Origin of the sequence: Janthinobacterium amylolyticum (assembly GCF_051380655.1) — a bacterium.
Classification (GTDB): domain Bacteria; phylum Pseudomonadota; class Gammaproteobacteria; order Burkholderiales; family Burkholderiaceae_D; genus Janthinobacterium.
The window spans coordinates 602269-620746 of sequence record NZ_JBNYXL010000001.1 but is presented as its reverse complement, the minus strand read 5'-3'; the positions used below and the strand labels follow the sequence as shown (position 1 = coordinate 620746).

The following is an 18478-nucleotide window of genomic DNA, read 5'->3' as shown; positions in this document are numbered from 1 at the left end:
ATTGTTGTCAACGTCATCAAGCTTGTGCCAGGCGCCGCACAGCGCCTGGACACATTATCCGCCCGGAATGGCACGGCCGCACATATGCTACGGCAATGTCCGTTTCAATGCCCGTTTCAATGCCCGTTTCAATACCCGTTTACTTCGCCGCCAAGCCCAGCTTCAGTCCCACCAGCTTGCCTGGCGCAGCCTCCGTCTTTTCCGGCGCGCCGGCGCTGACACGTGTGGCTGGCGTGCCATCCTGCTGCAGGGCCGCCAGGATGGCCGCGCTGCGCTGCGTGCCCAGCTTGTTCAAGGCATCGGCAGGCAGCGGCTGCTTGGCTTCCAGCTGCTCGCGCAAGCCGTTGTAGAACGCGCCCGTGTCGGCCACCTGCGGCTCGCCTTCGATCAGCTTGCCCAGACGTTGCAAGACGGGGATCTTGGCCGCCGTCGCCGGCGTGGCAGCGTCCGCCGAGGCTGCTGACGCCGCCCCTGGCACAGCCGCCTCCGCCGCCTTTTTCTGCTTGTCCAGCTCCGCCTTGCCGAAGCGTTCCGCGTACAGCTCGCGCAGGGCGCCGCGCACCTTGCGCTCGCCCAGGTTCAGCGGCCCCGGCTCTTCGCCAGCCTCCAGCTTGATGCCGGCCTTGGCGGCGACGGCGCGGCGCACGGCCTGGGCGCGCAGGGCGGCCGCATCCGTGTCGCTGTACTGGCCCGGCACGGCCAGCTTCAGCTGTTCGCGCTTGGCGAGGATCTGCGCCACCTGCTTGAGCTTTTCCCGCTCGGGCGGCAGCAGCACGGCGCTGCCCGGATCGAAGTCGATGGATTCAAGCTTGTCGGCGCTGATGCCCAGCAAGTTGCCCAGCGCGCGGAACGGCGCCGTGACGATTTTCGTCAGCACGTTGCCCACGGCTTTCCAGATCAGCGCGCCATAGCTGAATTGCGGGTCGTTCATGTCGCCCGACACGGGCAAGCCCAGGTCGATGCGCCCGTCGCTATCCTTGAGGATGGCCAGCGCCAGTTCCAACGGCAGCTTCAGGGCGTCCGGGCTGTCGATGCGCTCGCCCAGGGTCAGCTTGTCGAGCACGATCTGGTTGGTGCCGTCGAGCTGGCGGTTGCGCACCTTGTATTGCAAATCCAGCGAAATCTTGCCTTCGGCCACCTTGTAGCCGGCGAATTTCATCGTGTACGGCGAGGCGGACACCATGTCGACGTTCTTGAAGACCACGTTCAAGTCCGTATTGTCGGTGGGGGCGAAGGGATTGAGCTGGCCGCGCACGCGGGCCAGGCCGAATTCGTCGATGCGGCCGTCCAGTTCGATCTGGCTGCGCGCATCGCGTTTCGTCGACAGGCCCGTGACGACGCCATTGAGTTCATAAATCTTGGCGGCGAACTGGGGCCTCAGGCTGAGGTCGGCGAAGTCCAGCTTGGCGTTTTGCAGGCGCACGCGGCGCACGCGCACGGGGAAGGCGGCGTCAGCGGCCGGCGTTGCGGTGGCCGGCGTGGCGGTGGCCACGGGAGCGGCAGCGGCGGCAGGCAATGCAGCGGGCTGCGCCGGTTCCGGCGCTTTCACCAGCAGGCGCTGCGCGTTCAGGCTGCGGTCGTTTTCAATGATCAGCTGGGCGTTCGGTTCCACCACGCGCAGTTCCGGGATGTCGACAAAGTCCGGGCCAACGCTGGCCGTCAGTTTGTCGGCGCGCACGCTTTTCCATGAGGCAAAACGCTTGCCATCCGTTTCGTTGAGCACGAGGCCCGCGATATCCACGCCGCCCACATAGCGCACTTTCGGTGCTTTCGGCGCACCGCCGCCCGTCGTCAGGCGGCCGCTGCCGGACAGGCTGCCGCCCGCCAGCTTGAGTTTCACGTGCTGTGCCAGCAGCGGTTGCACGGGCGCCAGCGTCAGCTGTTTCAGATTCAGCTGCGCATCGACGGCGCCCGTACCCGGCACGAATTTGCCATTCGCCGTGAGCAAGCCACCTTCGCGCAGGCCCACGCCCAGCTCGAACGGCAGCGCCTGCGTCATGTCGTTGCTGACGTTGTGCAGGGACAGGCGGGCATCCTGCAGATTGCCTTTAATTCCCGTGCCCGCATCGTCGAAGCGGGCGCCGAACTTGTTCAGCTCCACCTTGTCTACCTTGGTGGACCAGGGCGCGGAGGGCGCATCCTTGGCAGGGTCGGCTTTGCCGGAGGCAAACACGGGCAGCTTTTGCGCAATCGCAAATTCCCCCTGGCGGTTGCGCGCCAGGTCGATCTGCGCGCCGCTGGCCGTCACGGCGCCCAGGTGCACGCTGCGCGCGGCCAGGTCGATCTTGCCTTCCGTAAAACCCAGTTGCGCCAGCTTGAATGGCGTTTGCGCGCCCCGTCGCATGGCCAGATCGGCCAGGGCAAAGCTGGCGTTGTCGACCAGCACGCTGTTTCCTGCCTGACCTTGCTGCAAGCCCAGTTGCAGCTGCAGTTGCAACTGTTTCGCGCTCAATTGCAGGGCGGGCGAGACGGTTTCATCGATGGCCGAGACGTCCACCTTGGCCAGCACCAGCTGCTTCAAGTCGACCTTCCACCTGCCTGGCTTGGCTGGTGCGGCGGGGGTGGCCGGAGCGGCGGCGGCTGCGGGATTACCCGGCAGCATCAGGTTCGCCACGTCGATCTCGCCCTTGCTGTCGCGACGCACGGCCAGCTTGCCGCCGTACAGATTGATTTTATCTACCGTGACGCTCTGGCGCGCCAGGTCGGCGTTGACGCCGGCGACGCCCAGGGTATCGAGCGAGGTAAAAGCGTCGCCTTTGCCGTCGCGCACCAGCGACAGGCCGCGCAAGGCCAGGCCCGCGCCTTTCAGGCTCGCTTCCAGCTTGCCGTCCGCATAGGAAAAAGCATAGGGCAGGCGCGCCGACAGCTTGCCGCTCGTCACTTCGGCGCGCGTGTAGGCTTTCAGGTAGGCGGCCAGGCCGGGCAGGGAAGCGTCGTTCAGTATCAGTTCGCCTTCGCCCCGGATGGGGGTGAGCGACGCCGTGCCGCGCCAGTGCAGCTTGCCGCCGCGCGCCGCGTCGGCGCTGAGGCTATAGCTGCCATTGGCGTCGGGCAGGGTCGAGATATTGTCGAGCGTGAAATTGATCGGCGTAAAATTGTCCGCATAGCCGGCCTTCTGGTCTTGCCAGTCGACTTTGCCTTGTTCCAGTGCAAAGTGGCCAATGATCAGGCGCGGCATGCCGCCTTCGCTCTTTTCCGGGTGCTTGCGCTGCCAGGTGGCCAGCACTTCAGCCAGGTTGAACTTGCCGTCCGGCGTGACGGTCAGCTGCGCCTGGGGCGCCGTGATGCGGATTTCCGCCAGGCTCCAGGCGCGGCGCACGATGGATTTCCATTCCAGCTGCACGGCCAGGGCGCCGATGAACAGCAGCGGTGCGCCGCCCTTGCCATCGGCGCTGGCCGCTTCCTTGAAAGCAATCTTGTCCGCTTCCAGGCGCAGGGTAAACGGGTTGAAACGCACGTCGGCGATGCTGGCCTGGCGCGCGAGTTCCTTCTCGGCAAATTTTGGCAACTGGTTTTTGATGACGTAGGGCACCAGCCAGAAGCCGGCCGCGCTGTAGGCGGCCAGGACGCAGCCTGTGCCGACGGCCCAGCGCTGCCAGCGTTTCCAGCGAAATGATTTCGTCTGCACGCTTTTCTTGTCGATTGTGTTCACGAACTTACCTTTTGATCTTGTTAGGCGGCGCGTCGTGCGCGCCGTGACTGTCAGTATGCCTCTTTGCGGGCTCGTCTGCAAAATCCAAACGTGTTCAAGTGATAACAGGCGCCGGAGGAGGCTTGTTTCTTCTATAAAACTCACACAAACTCACTCTTGCTTGATAATGATTCTCATTATCGGTATCATGTCCGCTAACCGTAAGTTCTCATTCGCAACTTTTTCTCATTGAAAGCCGATTTCATGCCTGCCGTAACTCCTCGCCTCCGCTTGCTTCCCGTCGCCGCCGCCCTCTCGCTGGCCTTCGCTTCCCACGCCGCGCTGGCGGCCAATGCAGCCAGCGGCCAGGACGAGCTGACGGCTGGCGACGAGAAAGTCATGCAGGCCGTGCAGGTGACGGGGGCGCGCGCGCAAGGCCTGGTACCGCTCACCACCGAGGCGGGCAGTTTCCGTGGCGCCAACATCATGGATGTGCCATCGACCGTCAACGTCATTACGCGCGAATTGCTGGAGCAGCAAGCCGTCTCCGGCCTGTACGACGCCGTGCGCAATACGGCCGGCGTGACGCGCCAGCAGAACGGCGGCGAAACCTGGGATCAATTGGTGATACGCGGCATCGCCGTGGAAAACCGCACGAATTACCGCCTCAACGGTTCCATGCCCATCATGAACTTCTCGCAAGTGCCCATGGAAAACAAGGAGCGGGTGGAAGTGCTGAAGGGCGCCTCGGCCCTGTACTACGGTTTTACTTCGCCGGCCGGCGTGGTCAACTTCGTTACCAAGCGGGCCGGCAGCCGGCCCGTCACCAGCATGGGCTTGAGCCTCGATGACCGTGGCAGTGCCGTGGCGAATATCGATGTCGGCCGCCGCTTTGGCGCGCAGCAGGAATTCGGCGTGCGCGTGAACGCGGCCGGCGGCACCCTGGGTTCCTACCTGGATAATGTCGGCAATGGCAACCGCCGCTTCATTGCCACGGCGCTGGACTGGCGCGTGACCAGCAAACTGCTGCTGAAAGCGGACCTGGAATATGACCGCCGCAGGGTGACGGAGCAGGCGGGCGTGGCCCTGCCCACGGCCGTGAAAGGCGTGATCACCTTGCCGCGCGCCGTCGATCCGCGCAACTTGATCGGCCCGGACTGGTCCAACTTCGAAACGCAGACAAAAAACGCGCAGTTGCGCGCTGATTACGCCATCGCCGATGGCTGGGCCTTGACGGTCGAGGCGGGCCACTCGGAAACGGCGCGCGACCGCCGCCTGGCCATCTTCCGCTTGAACAACGCGGCCGCCGTGCAGACGGGCGCGGGCCGCATCACGGGCAATATCCAGCACAGCGTGACGGCCTCGGACTTGCTGCGCGCGGAACTGGCCGGCAATTTCAACACGGGGTTCATCGCCCATGAACTGACCCTGGGCGCCTCGCGCACGGACAAGTCGCAAGATCCGATTTACCAGAGCAATTACACGATCGCCTCGCAGAACCTGTACCAGCCCGTGCCCGTGACGAATGTTGTGTTCGGCCCCAAGCCGGCCACGCCGACGACGGCCGCCCTCGACACGCGCGACACTGGCCTGTACGCGCTTGACCGCATGGTCTTCAGCCCGCAATGGCAAAGCGTCATCGGCGTGCGCCGCAGCAGCTATCAAAGCGACCAGGGCGCCAGCCACTATGACGTCAGCAAGACCACGCCGATGGCCTCGCTGATCTACAAGGCCACGCCCGAGCTCTCGTTCTACGCATCCACGGCGCGCGGGCTGGAAGAGGGTGAAACGGGCCCGACGGGCACCGCCAACCAAGGCGTCAAGATGGCGCCCGGCGTGAGTCAACAAAAGGAGCTGGGCGCGCGCTGGCTGAGCCCTGGCGGCACCTTGCTGTCGGCGGCCCTGTTCGACATCACGCGCCCCGGCTATTACACGAATGCCAGCAATGTCTTCACCTCGGATGGCGAACAGCGCTACCGTGGCCTGGAACTGTCGACCCAGGGCAAGCTGACGCGCCAGCTGTCGTGGCAGACGTCGGCCCAGCTGCTCGATCCCAAGTTTGCCAACATCAATGCCGACTACAACGGCAAGGCGCCGGAAAACGCCTCCAAGCGCACGGCCAGCGCCTTCCTCGCCTACGCGTTTGACGGCGTGCCGGGCCTGTCCGTCAACGGCGGCGCGTATTACTACAGCGCCCGTCCCGTCAACGATTTGAACCAGGCTTTCCTGGGCGGCGTGACCTTGTTCAGCGCTGGCGCCCGCTATGCGAGCCGGGTGATGGACAAGGCAGTTGTCTGGCAGCTCAACGTGGAAAACGCGGCGGACAAGCGCTACTGGGCCGGCGCCGGCACGCGCCTGGCGTCGGGCGCGCCGCGCGCCATCAAGCTGTCAATGAAGGTCGATCTGTAGCCATACCTGCACGACGGCTTGATCTGCGGCCTTGGCCCAGGGGCAGGGCGGCCGTTATAATGGCGGCATGTTTATCAGCCAAGGCCGCGCCGTCATCGCCCTGTGGATCGCGTGTCTCGCCATCCTCATGGCCGCGCTCGCCCCAACCCTGTCGCGCGCCTTCACTGTCGCCAGCGGCAAGGCCGTGCCCAGCTTCGAGATCTGCTCGGTGGCGGGCGGCATGAACATGTTGCCCGCGACGCTCTCCAAGCAGGCGCCCGATCCTTCCAAGGGCGGCATGCGCATGGGCGACTGCCCGTGCTGCAGCATGCATGCGGCCACCCTGGACATTATCCCCGCCACCCTGGTGCTTGCATCCGGTGAACTGATCACGGGCTTGCTGCCCCTGCTGTTTTACCAGTCGCCCACTCCCTTGTTCGCCTGGACGCCCGTCCAGCCGCGCGGGCCGCCTGCCGCTTTCTGATCCTGGTTTTTCCGTGAACGTCCATCGCCCAGCCGCATCGTGCTGCGCTGTGGCCGTTCGTCTTGCCTATCTGACAGAAAGCAGCACCATGAAACATTTTCCATTACTTATTTCCTTCGCCATCGCCATGCCCGCCCTGGGCCAGGCGCGCACTGAAGCGGTTTTACCCGAAATGAAAGTCATCGTCACGGGCGTCAAGGACGGCTACCGTCCCGCCGCCGACACGGCGCTGATGCTCTCCAGCACGCCCGGCTACAGCGTGGCAGCCGGTGGCGGCGTGTCCGGCTTGCCAGTGATTAATGGCTTTGCCGATGACCGCATCAAGATTCGCATCGACGGCATGGAACTGACGTCCGCCTGCGCCAACCACATGAATGCGCCCTTGTCGTATATCGATCCGCAGCAGGTGCAGCGCATCCGCCTGATCGCGGGCGTGACCCCCGTCAGCGCCGGCGGCGACAGCATCGCCGGCACCATCGAAGTGCAGTCCAACGCGCCCGTGTTCGCGCAGAGCGGCGCGCCGCTGCTGACGCAAGGCAGCTTCGCCGTCTCGGGGCGCAGCGTCAACAACAGCGTGGCGACCAGCCTCAACGTCTCGGCAGCCAGCGACGTGCTCAGCATCGGCTACAGCGGCGCCACCACGCGCGGCCACAGCTATGAAGATGGGCGCGGCAACAAAGTGCTGGCCAGCATGTACGAAAGCATCAATCAGTCCATGGTGCTGGCGGCCAAGGGCGATGGCCAGCAGCTGATCCTGCGCGCCGGCGTGCAGCATATCCCTTACCAGGGTTTTCCCAACCAGTACATGGACATGACGGATAACCATGGCCAGTTCGCCAATCTGGCTTACCAGGGCACATTTGCCTGGGGCGTACTCGACGGGCGCGCCTACTGGCAGCGGACGGACCACGAAATGGGCTTCTTCACGCCCGAGCGCAAGGGCACGATGCCGATGATCACGCACGGGCGCAACACGGGCTATGCGCTGATGGCAAGCTTGCCGACGGCGGCGGGCGAGTTGCGCCTGGGCCAGGAGTGGCATGGCTTCCGCCTCGACGACTACTGGCCGGCCGTGCCCGGTTCCATGATGATGGGGCCGCGCACCTATCTGAACATCAATGACGGCAAGCGGGACCGAACGGTGCTGTTTGGCGAGCTGGAAACGCGCCATGACGCGCGCTGGACAAGCGTGCTGGGCCTGCGTGGCGAATCCGTGCGCATGGACTCGGGCGAGGTGCAATCGTATGGCACCAACATGATGAACATGCCGGACGTGATGGCCGCCCGGGCCTTCAATGCGCGCAGCCGCAGCCAGCGCGACACGAACATCGATGCATCGGCGCAAGCGACCTTCACGCCTGACGCGGCCAGCAGCTACGAGTTCGCGCTGGCGCGCAAGGTGCGCTCGCCGAATGTGTACGAGCGCTACTCGTGGGGCCGCGGTTCGATGGCCATGACCATGACCAACTGGTTTGGCGACGGCAATGGCTATGTGGGCAATATCGACCTGAAGCCGGAGACGGCTTACACGGCGGCATTGACGGCCGACTGGCACGGCGGCGGCGAGGAGGGCTGGTTCCTGCGCGTCAACCCGTATTTCAGCAAGGTCGACAATTACATCGACGTCGACGTGCTGGCGCCGTTCAAGCCCTACATGCAGATGGGCGCCAAGGGCAACTTGCTGCAATTCGCCAACCACGACGCCAAGCTGTACGGCGTCAACCTGGCGTGGCAGTTGCCACTGACCAGCAGCGCGCGCTGGGGCCGCTTCATGGCGACCGGCAACGCCGCTTATACACGGGGCAAGCGCAGCGACAGCGGTGACCTGTACCGCATGATGCCGCTTAACGCCATGCTGGCAGTCGAGCACAAGCTGGGCGCCTGGAGCAGCCGCATCGAAACGAAGATCGTGGCCCGCAAGGACACCGTCGACGCGCGCCGGCTGGAGCCGGAAACGGGCGGCTATGCGCTCGTCAACCTGCGCAGCAGCGTGGCGCTGAGCAAGATGGCCAGCCTGAGCGCGGGCGTCAGCAACCTGTTCAACCGTGCGTATGCGGACCCGCTGGGCGGCGTCTACCTGTCGGGCCTGAAAGCGAACGGCGGGGCGCTGCAAGCCTTGCCGGCCGAGGGGCGTTCGATTGACCTGGGGCTGCAGCTGACGTTCTAAGGGCGAGCGTCAGGAGCGGCGCCTTTCCCTTGCCGGACGGGAGGGCGCATGCTTGATTGAGTGCATCGGCGGCAAGCAGCGCTGGCTGCGCGTGACAATATGTGCATATTTTTTCCTGGAAATTTGCTATGCTGTTTGCCGCCGCTGTTTGTTGCCAGCTTTGCCACCCGCGTTTGCCACTGGCGTTTGTTACCTGCGTTTGTTACCCGTGTTTGTCACCCGTCCCAGGCGACCGGCAGCGCACGGCCCAGCTTCTGATGCCATGCATGGGCTGGCCAGACTCGGCCAACTATTAACGTGGCAGCAAGCTACAGCACATCAAGGAAGCGTACCCTGGCAATGAAAAAAATTGGCTTGTTATCACTGGCTGTCTTGCTGGGCGCTTGCGACATTCATTTTGGTTCTTTTGCCAACGACTGGAAAACCGCCGATGCGGCCACCGATGTTTTTCACCAGTATGCGGCGCAAGGAAAGTTCTCTGCCATGTACGGCATGGGCAGCGCGCTGATGAAACAGCAACAGACCGAGCAGGAATTTGTCCAGGCTGCCGAACAGGGAATGCAAATCTATGGCCCCATGAAAGTGGCGCGCCAGCTCAGGGCCGCCTGTTTTCCAAATCAGGTGCGACTGCTGTATCAGACCGAGTTTCAGAATGGCAAGGGAACGGAGAAACTGGTATGGCAGGTGCGCGAGAACAAGGCGGAGCTGATCAGCTATCAGGTCGAGCCTGGCGAAGTGGATCTCGACTCGCTGCCGGACTCGAGCTGTTCAAAATAGTGCGGATGCTCGTGCATGCACGCACTGGCGATCACAAGAGAGCGGATGGCGGGCATGCCGCCACCGGCGAAACGAAGGCGTGAAGATGCATAAAAGTAAAAACGATGTACTCATTGGCGGTATTGTCATTGCCCTTGTTGCGGGCCTGTCCGCGCTTGCAGGCGGATGGGAAATCCTGAAGGCCACGGCATGGTTGATTGGAACCGGCGTGCTGATCCTTTTCCTGCTGCAGTTGAAACGCAATGGGGCCACCCTGGTGGCGGTGGTATTGATGCCGATGCTGATTCTCAGGAAATTTTTTGTGCCGAAGAAAGTGCGCGCGCAATTGACAGCGATGCACAGCGGCGAGAAGCGGGAGCGGAAGTAAACGGGCAGGTTTTGGAAGATAAGGCACGCATTACACAGGATGACCATGTCAGCGGCCACGACATACCCACCATATATTGCGCTGGAGCAGGCGCTGGTCGACGTGTTGGAAATAATGCGGCCGAAACAGCTACGCTTGAACAATGTCGAGATACTCGGGTCGGACGGCCATTTTTGTGTAGGCGTGTTTTATGCGGACGATGTGGATATTGATCTTTATGCCAGGGATGGCACGAGTGCGGAAATACAATCGCGGTTGGCGCAATGCCTGCGCGCTTCGAAGCTGCGTTTTTCTTTTCTCGAATTGCCAGAGATAGACTTCCGGTTCGACTCCAGGGAAAACGTGGATAAGAACTACCATGGCAGTTACCATCTGTTCTGGCGCTAGGTGGACCGCCATCCTGATGGATAACGTGAATAACAAGGTTGAATCAACGCTGGAGCCATGATGGGATATGCCCTGCATATTACAAGAAGCGAAGCGGGCCTTGCGCACGGAGAGGCGGCGATCTCGATCGAGGAATGGACCAAGCTGCTTGCGCGGGACGGGGAAATGCGCCTCGACGGCTACGCCGAAGTCAGGGCGCCCGACGGCACGACCATACGCATGGAAGCAGAAGGCCTGGCTGTATGGACGGCCTATTGCGCCCATCAGGAAAACGGCGATCGGGCATGGTTCAGTTTTTATGGCGGCAGTATCACTTGCAATAATCCTGACGCTGAAATCGTGCGGAAAATGTGGCGCATTGCCCAGCAGCTAGCAGCTGTCGTCCAGGGCAACGAAGGCGAGCTGTATGATGAACATGGCCAGGTCAGCTAGGCCCGGGGCTTGCCGGGGTAACGCGGCGAGCGGCACATGCGCATGCGGCGGCTTTATGCGGCGGGGCCCAGCAGGCCCAGTATGTCATCGAGGGTGGCAGGCTTGACCAGATGGTGGTCGAAGCCGCCATTCCTGGTCTTGGCGCGGGTCAGTTCATCGCTCCACGCGGTATAGGCAATCATCTTTGTGCTCTGGAATTTGGACGCTTGCCGGAGGCGGGAGGCCACCTGGAATCCGCTGACTTCGGGCATGCCCAAGTCGAGAAACACCACGTCCGGTTCAAATGTCTCTGCCACTTGCAGCGCCTCGGCGCCGCCATACACGGGAATGGCTTCATGGCCGCTGAACACGAGGAATTCGGCGACCAGGTCGGCCGCGTCACGATTATCGTCGACGACCATGATGCGCAGTGGGGGAAGTTGCTTTGCCATGAGAACCTGCTGCATTGCCTGCCCGGATAGGGTAGCGCGGTAAGCCGGCAGGTTCAGGGCGGCAGGAAGTCGGGCAGTCAGGGGCTGTGACTGAGTGATGGGATTGCTTGTCAGAAATTATACATGGATTTCATCCAAATATATGTAAAGTGCAATGCATCAGTTTTCAGATGCATTCTTTTTGCGCCGCGACCCCGTCAGGACGCGCAGCGCGGTGCTGATCGGCACCTTGTTCTTGGCCAGATAGGCGGCGGCAGCGGCCGTATCGAGCATTTCCTGGAAGATAATTCCGACCTCTACCTTTTGGGCCGTCAAATCATCGTGCCGCGTGCAGTCCAGGGGACTGACGCTGGTGCTGGCGCTGTTGTTCGTGCTGGTAGTCTTGTTTACAGGTTTGTCATTCTTGGAGCGCATTCTTGCCTCGGTCATAAAGAGAAAAAATGTCTCCTTTTGTTTGCATTAAAGATAACTTATTTTTATGCCTTTGTGGAAACTTTTCTTTAATCGATAGTGCCCATGGGAATTAAATTTAACTATCCCGCTTGCTGGCCAGGCAGCAGGAACAGCGGTAGCGCCGCAACACAGGTGACGCTCCGTCATCCATTGCCTGATCAGTCATCCTTTGCCAGCGGCCGCCAGATGCGGTTTAATCATGGCTTGTTCCTTTACGAGCTTGCCATGCTGCCCACTTCCGCCATCGCCGCCTTGCGCGAAAAATTTCCGTTAATTGCAGAATTGATGGCCTTGCAGCCCTTGAGCTGGTTCAATCCCCGCATCGCGCCAGCGGCAGAGGCGCTCGGTGACGTGGGTTTGACGGCCGGCGATGTGGCGCAGGCCAGCGCGCGCCTGGCGCGCTTTGCGCCCTATTTGGCCAGGGCCTTCCCGGAAACCCAGGCCAGCGGCGGCGTCATCGAATCGCCCGTCGTGCCGCTGCCGGCCATGCAGGCGGCCCTTGGCATGACCAGCGGTCAGCTATGGCTCAAGCAGGATAGCCATTTGCCCATTTCCGGTTCCATCAAGGCGCGCGGCGGCATCTATGAAGTGCTGAAACATGCGGAAATGCTGGCGCTGGATGCCGGTTTGCTGAGGGAGGGTGATGATTACAGTCTGCTGGCCAGCGAGGCCGTGCGGGCGTTCTTCGGCCAGTACGCGATCGCCGTCGGTTCCACCGGCAACCTGGGCTTGTCGATCGGCATCATGAGCGCGCGCCTGGGCTTTCGCGCCACCGTGCACATGTCGGCCGACGCGCGCCAGTGGAAGAAGGACAAATTGCGCGCGCATGGCGTCACGGTGGTGGAATACGCGACCGACTACAGCGTGGCCGTGGAAGCGGGGCGCAAGCAGGCGCAGGGCGACCCCAGCTGCCACTTCGTCGACGATGAAAACTCGCACGATCTGTTTCTTGGCTACGCTGTGGCCGGTGAACGCCTGAAAGCGCAGCTGGCCGCGGCCGGCGTCAAGGTCGATGCGCAGCACCCCTTGTTCGTGTATTTGCCGTGCGGCGTAGGCGGCGGCCCCGGCGGCGTGGCGTTTGGCTTGAAGCTGGCGTTTGGCGACGCTGTTCACTGCGTGTTTGTCGAACCGACCCACTCGCCATGCATGCTGCTGGGCGTGCACACGGGCTTGCACGAGCAGATCAGCGTGCAGGATATCGGCATCGACAACATCACGGCCGCCGATGGCCTGGCCGTGGGCCGGCCTTCCGGTTTTGTCGGGCGCGCCATGCAGCGCCTGATCGACGGCTACGCCACCGTCAGCGATGAAGAGTTGTACCGTTTGCTGGCCTTGCTGGAACAGACGCAGCAGCTGTGCCTGGAGCCGTCGGCCGTGGCCGGCTTTGCGGGCATTGCTCCCGTGCTGGCGGCGCCGCGGTACCAAGCCAGCCTGGATGGCGGCACGCATCTGGTCTGGGGCACGGGCGGCAGCATGGTGCCGGAGCAGGAAATGGCCGCCTATGTGGCGCGTGGCCGCGCCTTGCTGGCGGCCGGAGCCGCGTGATGCCGTCTGGCGCGCTCATCAGGGCCGCGCCCGGGGCCACGCTCACGGCCAGCCAGTTCGCCAACCTGCACACCTTTCTCGTGGCGGCGCGCCACGCCAGTTTCGCGCTGGCAGCGCAGGAACTGGCGCTCACGCCCAGCGCCGTCAGCCACCGCATCGCCCGCCTGGAAGCGGGCCTTGGCCTGAAGCTATTTGACCGCCTGACGCGGCAAGTGAAGCTGACACCGGATGGCGTACGCATCTTTGCCGCCCTGCAAACGGGCTGGGAACATTTGCACGCGGCCATCGCCGGCGGCGACGCGCTCACGGGGGGAATCACCTTGCATGCGCGTCCGTCCGTGGCGCAATGCTGGCTGGTGCCGCGCCTGGCCGGTTTCACGGCGCGGTATCCGGAACTCACGCTGGACCTGCGTGTGGGCAACGATGCCGTGGACTTCCGCGCCGGCCAGGCCGATCTGGCCCTGCATTACGGCGATGGCCATTTTCCCGGCCTGGCAGCGCGCAAGCTGATGGATGAATGGCTGGCGCCCGTGTGCAGCCCGCACTATGCGCGCCAGCACGGCTTGCTCGATATGCCGCCACAGCTGTCCAGCGCGACGGTATTGCACGACACCCTGGCCTGGCCCGCCTGCGCGCCGGACGCGGAATGGCGGCTGTGGCTGGACGCGCAGGCGCCAGGCATCAATTTGCCCGCGCGCAGCCTGCGTTTCGACCGCGCCGACCTGTGCGCGCAGGCGGCCATCCACCATGCAGGCGTGGCCATGGGCCGGCGCCAGCTGGTGCAGCCGTGGCTCGACAGCGGCCAGCTGGTGCTGCCGTTTGGCGGCTTTGCCCTGGCCAGCCCGCAAGCGTATTACCTCGTGCACAGCGCGCGTGCTGCGCTGCCGGCAAGAGTGCAGGCGCTGGTCGACTGGCTGGCGGGGCAGGGCGGGGTGCGGACCGGTGGCTCGGACAGCGGTATTTGAGCGTCGCGTAAGTTTGATACACTGCGCCCCTTACTGGCATCAGCGCACGAAGGAAGCACCATGCACGCACCCTCCCCATTGACCCCCAACGCGCCGCAGGAATTGCGCGCGTATGCGCTGGCCTGTCTGCTGGAGCCGGACCCGGCGACGAAGGTGTCCATGGTGGCGGCCATGGCCGCGGCGCCACCGGCGCTCGATGCGCTGGCGCCGCTGGCGCCTTCCTCCGCCGTGCCGGGCCGGCCCGAGCGGCCGGAACTGGTGCCGCCGCGCCTGGTCGGGCGGCGTTCGATGATCACGCCGGAAGGCCGCGCCATGCTGGTGCACGCGCTCGCGCACATCGAGTTCAACGCCATGAACCTGGCGCTCGACGCGCTGTGGCGCTTCCCGGACCTGCCGGCCGAGTACTACGCGGACTGGCTGCGCGTGGCAAAGGAGGAAGCCACGCATTTCGCCATGCTGCAGGCGCACCTGCAGGTGCTGGGCCACACGTATGGCGACTTCCCCGGCCACGACAGCCTGTGGGAAATGGTCGACAAGACGCGCGGCGACGTGCTGGCGCGCATGGCGCTGGTGCCGCGCACCCTGGAGGCGCGGGGCCTGGACGCGATCCCGCCGCTGCGCGCCAAGCTGGCGCAGGCGGGGGACCTGGCTGCCGCCGCCATCCTCGACATCATCCTGCGCGATGAAGTGGGCCACGTGGAAATCGGCAACCGCTGGTACGGCTACCTGTGCGAACAGCGCGGCCTGGAATTGCGCGCCACCTACGCGGAACTGGCCCTGCGCTACGCGGCGCCCGTCCTTCGCGGCCCGTTCAACCTGGAAGCGCGGCGCCGGGCCGGGTTTTCGGAACTGGAATTGTCCGACCTGCCTGCCTGATGGCGTGCAGGCCCGCCGCCCTGGCGTTCACGGATGCGCCGTCAGGCTGATGTGCCAGTGGCCCAGGTGGGCCGGGTCGATGCTCACCCTCGCGGGCTTGGCCCACGGCGGCACGCCCGGTATCCTGGCGTGGGGCGGGGCGGCGAAACGGCCGTCGACGAGGGCCAGCTTGACGAAGCTGTGGCCGACGTAGATGACGCGCGTGCCGGCGTCTGCCGCTTCCAGCGCCAGCATGGCCCGGTTGGCCGCGATCCACGCCACCAGCCGGGCCAGTTTCGGCTTTTGCGGCGCGCCGGCCGCCACTTCCGCCTGCGCGTCGTTGATCAGCTGGAGGATGGCAGCGCCGTTTCCGGCGCCGCCCAGGCTATCCGTGTAGCCGCCCGCACCGTCCGCGTAGCGCATGTCGATCTGCTGGCCGTCGCCGTGGCCGCTGTGTCCGAGGAGCGAGCGGCCCGCCGCCGTTTGCGCCACGTGCTGGCCGCTGATGCCGCCGAAGCGGTAGGGCTTGTCCAGCAGCCAGTCTGTTGCCAGGCGCGTGGCCCACGAGTCGCCGCCCGCATTGTCCGGCGTACGCCCGCCGTAGCGCCGCGCCGCCAGCGCCGGCGCGTTGCCCGCCAGGTACAGGGGGATGAAGGCCGTGTCGCCCCTCAGCGCCACCTGCCCCCCTTCGGCCGGGTCGGAAACCACCTCGCTGCCGTTGATCCGCCCCTTCAGGCGGATGGTGACGACGGCCTTCTTGTCGATCTTGCCCCCTTCGAACGCGGGCAGCACCAGGCCCGGGAACGTGACCTTGCCGGGCTGCTGGATGCTGGCCTGGGCCAGCAGGTTGCCGCTGTTGAACGCAGGGTCGCCGCCGCTGGCGGAAATGCCGATGCTGACGTCCGTCAGCGTGGCGGTCACTGGCGTGTATTGCAGTTCCAGCGGCAGGGTGGGGGCCGGCGTGACCGCGTCCTGGGCGATGGAAAGGTAAGGTCCCGGCAAGTTGGCGCTCGCCTTGAGCGGCTGCAGCACGGCATGGCCATCCTGGTTGGGCGACAGCCATTGCGCCTTGCTGACTTTCAACCCCGTGCAGGCCAGGCTCAGCTCCACCCGGATGCTGGTCGGCAATTGATCATCGCCGATATTCGTGGCGCTGACGCTGCCGCCGATGGCCAGCGCGCCTTGCGCGGTGTGCTGGCTGACATCGATGCAATCGGTGCTGGCGATACTGCCTTGCGTAAAGTGCGACTGGTTGACGGCGCCCGTGGCGGCCAGGCTGGCGCCGGGCAAGCCGAGCACGGCATACGACCAGGTGTCGTTGTAGCGGCTCTGCTGCGTCGTGTACACGGGATATTCGGCCGTGTTGACGCTGATCCTGACACCCACGTAGCGCGTGCCTTTCGGCACGGCAAAGGCGATCGGCGTGCTGACGGTCCAGTTCTGCGCGCCCGCCGTGGCGGTAAATGCCTGGCTGTCAGCGCCGCTTGCAGCGAATGGCGCGGCGGCCGATAGCGGGCCTGGCCCGGCGGCGGCGCCGCGCGCGGGCGGCGCCGCGCGCGGGCGGCGCCGCGCCGTCCTGCGTCACCGTGCCGCTGACAATCGGCCCGCTTGCGGCCAGCCGGCCCTGCGCCAGCGCATACGGATAGACGATGCCGACATCGACGCTCGTGCTGTCGGGGAAGACGGCGGCGCTGATGCTGACGGCATTCGGATGTTCGAGGTCGTTCAAGGTCAGCTGGTAGGTATCCGGCAGGATGCCCTCGGCATAAAAGGCGCCCGTGGCGTCGATCACGGCCACGCGGCGCTGGTGGAAGTTATAGCCGGTCAGCAAGATTTTCTTGCCTGCCAGGCCGCTGGCATTGCCGCCCGCTGGCGTGCGCATCTGTCCCTTCAGCACGCTGCTGGCGTGGAGGACGGTCAAGGCATAGGATGCGGCAAATGCGCCGTCGCGCGAGACGAAGTTGAGGTGCATGTCGAGCGCGCCCGGCGGCAGCGCCGCCAGCAATTGCCACATGGCCGTGGCGCTGATGCTGAAGCTGCCTGTGTCCGGATGGAATACCCAGTACGGCTTCAAGCCGATGGCCGCGCCGCCGGGCGCCGCCAGGAAGCCGTCGCTGTCGTGCTGCAAGTCCAGCGCTGGCGGGCCAGCCAGGCGTAATGCCAGGCCGCCCGGCAGCAAACTGTTGTTCGGCCCCAGCCCCGTGATGGCAAGGGCGGGCGGCGGGGCGGGCAGGCTGCCATCGTCGAGCGCTTCGACATGGGTTTGCACGGCCGTCGGTATTTCCGTGCGGATCAGCACGTCGAAGACGGCGGCGCGCTTGCCCTTGCTGACGACCAATTGCGCGTGCTGGTCGCTGCCCGTGTCGCCGGGCGTGGAAAAGCGCACGCTGCCGTCCCTGAGCAGCACGTCGCTGATGGCGCCGCTGGCCCTGACGCTGTCGGCGCCGTCCGGCATGCCCAGGTCCGCCAGCGGCAGCAGCACCACTTGCGCTGGCCGCACGGGGGGCAGCGCCACGCTGGCGCTGGCCGTGATGTCCCACACCAGGCCGCCCGGCACAAACGGCCGCGTACGCTCGACGCGCAGCACGATGGCGTCGGCGGGCGTGACCGTGGCGCCTGGCGTGATGCTGCCGGCCTGCACCTCGCCATCGATGATGCTGGTGCCGGGCGGCGTGTCGGCAAGGACGGCACGCACATGCTTGCCCGTGTCGCCGCCATTGTTGCGGATGCTGACGCGAAACGTGTATTCGTAGATTGTGCGGCTGACGCGCCGCTCCGCCGTCTTGCGCAACGCGGTGACTTCGTAAGGCCCGGCCGCTTGGGTGCCCGCCGCCAGCTTGATCTTCGGCGTGGGCGGCTGCGGCGGGTCGTTCGCGCCGCCGCAGGCGCACAGGCTCAAGGCCAGCGCGGCGGCGGCCAGCTGCCGGCGGCGCAGGCAGGCCAGGGCCAGCACGCCTGCCAGCAGCAGGCAGGGCGTGGCGGGCAGGGGAATGGCCACGGCCTGCGTCACGCCTGTTTCCAGTTGAATAAAAGTGACGGGGTCGACAATCACAAACGGCTGGGCGCCGGGGCTGCCCCCACCCAGGTAGTCGAAGGTGAGGGAAAAGCCAGTGGCTGTGGCGCCGGGGGCGATGCCGCCCAGCAAGGCGAGGGCATCGACATATCCGCTGGCGGGAATGCCGGCATCGGGCTGCGCTACCAGCACGTCCCAGCCTGGCGGTACCGGCCCGGCGAGCAGATTGGCATACAGGCTGTCGCTGAAAAACAGCGTGAACTCCGCGATGGGCACGTCCAGGCTAGTATTGCCGACCGAATAATCGTAGCGCCACTGCGTGCCGCCCAGTGCGGTGGCCGTGTAGCCGATGCGGGAAGCGTGCGCGGCCGGTATTGCGTACAGCAGAATTGCCAGCCAGGCCAGCAGCGTTACCAGCGCCCGTTGCATGCGTACCATCATCGCTCTCCCTGTTTTGTCGCCAAGCGACCCCGGGCTTGAGCATAAGCAGGAAGTGTTCCTGTACAGATTGTTCCGATAAAACAAGGAGTTGCCGGCGTGCCAGCGTGCGACTGTCAAATTTTCCGACAGATGACTATGGCTG

The 18478-nt window shown here is 64.7% G+C and carries 15 protein-coding genes; 10 read left to right on the top strand and 5 right to left on the bottom strand.

Translation table 11 applies throughout. The features are described 5' to 3' along the window. Window positions 1–139: 139 nt before the first annotated feature. Window positions 140–3652, bottom strand: coding sequence for a DUF748 domain-containing protein (locus tag ACQ4WR_RS02840; protein WP_436485157.1), 3513 nt, complete (start codon window positions 3650–3652; stop codon window positions 140–142). Window positions 3653–3895: 243 nt separating this feature from the next. On the opposite strand from ACQ4WR_RS02840, the gene ACQ4WR_RS02835 reads away from it, so the two are divergent. The 7 genes from ACQ4WR_RS02835 to ACQ4WR_RS02805 all read left to right on the top strand — a co-directional run bounded on the left by ACQ4WR_RS02835 (window position 3896) and on the right by ACQ4WR_RS02805 (window position 10633). After that, window positions 3896–6040 (top strand): TonB-dependent siderophore receptor, encoded by a 2145-nt coding sequence (locus ACQ4WR_RS02835; protein WP_436485155.1) that lies wholly within the window; start codon window positions 3896–3898, stop codon window positions 6038–6040. A gap of 67 nt (window positions 6041–6107) precedes the next feature. After that, on the top strand, window positions 6108–6503 hold the full coding sequence (locus tag ACQ4WR_RS02830) for a DUF2946 domain-containing protein (RefSeq protein ID WP_436485153.1): 396 nt from the start codon (window positions 6108–6110) through the stop codon (window positions 6501–6503). A gap of 88 nt (window positions 6504–6591) precedes the next feature. Next, window positions 6592–8670: a TonB-dependent receptor gene (locus ACQ4WR_RS02825; RefSeq protein WP_436485151.1), complete on the top strand. Its 2079-nt coding sequence runs from the start codon at window positions 6592–6594 to the stop codon at window positions 8668–8670. 339 nt (window positions 8671–9009) lie between these two features. After that, window positions 9010–9447 carry a hypothetical protein gene (locus ACQ4WR_RS02820; RefSeq protein WP_436485390.1) on the top strand — a complete coding sequence of 146 codons (438 nt, stop codon included), beginning with the start codon at window positions 9010–9012 and terminating at the stop codon, window positions 9445–9447. Window positions 9448–9532: 85 nt separating this feature from the next. Further along, window positions 9533–9814 carry a hypothetical protein gene (locus tag ACQ4WR_RS02815; RefSeq protein WP_436485150.1) on the top strand — a complete coding sequence of 94 codons (282 nt, stop codon included), beginning with the start codon at window positions 9533–9535 and terminating at the stop codon, window positions 9812–9814. A gap of 45 nt (window positions 9815–9859) precedes the next feature. Beyond that, the gene (locus tag ACQ4WR_RS02810) at window positions 9860–10201 is read left to right on the top strand and encodes a hypothetical protein (RefSeq protein WP_436485148.1); all 342 of its coding nucleotides are present in this window, start codon (window positions 9860–9862) and stop codon (window positions 10199–10201) included. A gap of 57 nt (window positions 10202–10258) precedes the next feature. Beyond that, window positions 10259–10633 (top strand): hypothetical protein, encoded by a 375-nt coding sequence (locus ACQ4WR_RS02805; RefSeq protein WP_436485146.1) that lies wholly within the window; start codon window positions 10259–10261, stop codon window positions 10631–10633. A 53-nt stretch (window positions 10634–10686) separates the two neighbouring features. Here ACQ4WR_RS02805 and ACQ4WR_RS02800 read toward each other — a convergent pair whose 3' ends face one another. Both ACQ4WR_RS02800 and ACQ4WR_RS02795 read right to left on the bottom strand, forming a co-directional pair. Then, a complete protein-coding gene (locus tag ACQ4WR_RS02800; protein WP_436485144.1) occupies window positions 10687–11064 on the bottom strand; it encodes a response regulator in 378 nt (125 codons plus the stop codon). Between the two features lie 159 nt (window positions 11065–11223). After that, complete coding sequence (locus ACQ4WR_RS02795) at window positions 11224–11493, bottom strand: hypothetical protein (RefSeq protein ID WP_436485143.1); 270 nt, start codon at window positions 11491–11493, stop codon at window positions 11224–11226. A 249-nt stretch (window positions 11494–11742) separates the two neighbouring features. Here ACQ4WR_RS02795 and dsdA point away from each other — a divergent pair, with 249 nt between their 5' ends. Genes dsdA through ACQ4WR_RS02780 form a run of 3 tightly spaced genes read left to right on the top strand, consistent with a single transcriptional unit; the run spans window position 11743 to window position 14903 of the window. Next, window positions 11743–13062, top strand: a complete 1320-nt coding sequence (gene dsdA / locus ACQ4WR_RS02790) for a D-serine ammonia-lyase (RefSeq protein WP_436485142.1) — start codon at window positions 11743–11745, stop codon at window positions 13060–13062. Next, window positions 13062–14027, top strand: a complete 966-nt coding sequence (gene dsdC / locus ACQ4WR_RS02785) for a DNA-binding transcriptional regulator DsdC (RefSeq protein ID WP_436485140.1) — start codon at window positions 13062–13064, stop codon at window positions 14025–14027. The genes dsdA and dsdC overlap by 1 nt, the downstream gene beginning before the upstream one ends. Before the next feature lie 60 nt (window positions 14028–14087). Then, window positions 14088–14903, top strand: coding sequence for a ferritin-like domain-containing protein (locus ACQ4WR_RS02780; protein WP_436485138.1), 816 nt, complete (start codon window positions 14088–14090; stop codon window positions 14901–14903). Between the two features lie 27 nt (window positions 14904–14930). Here ACQ4WR_RS02780 and ACQ4WR_RS02775 read toward each other — a convergent pair whose 3' ends face one another. After that, on the bottom strand, window positions 14931–16289 hold the full coding sequence (locus ACQ4WR_RS02775; RefSeq protein ID WP_436485136.1) for a hypothetical protein: 1359 nt from the start codon (window positions 16287–16289) through the stop codon (window positions 14931–14933). Between the two features lie 67 nt (window positions 16290–16356). Continuing rightward, window positions 16357–18336: a hypothetical protein gene (locus tag ACQ4WR_RS02770; RefSeq protein ID WP_436485134.1), complete on the bottom strand. Its 1980-nt coding sequence runs from the start codon at window positions 18334–18336 to the stop codon at window positions 16357–16359. Window positions 18337–18478 lie beyond the last annotated feature (142 nt).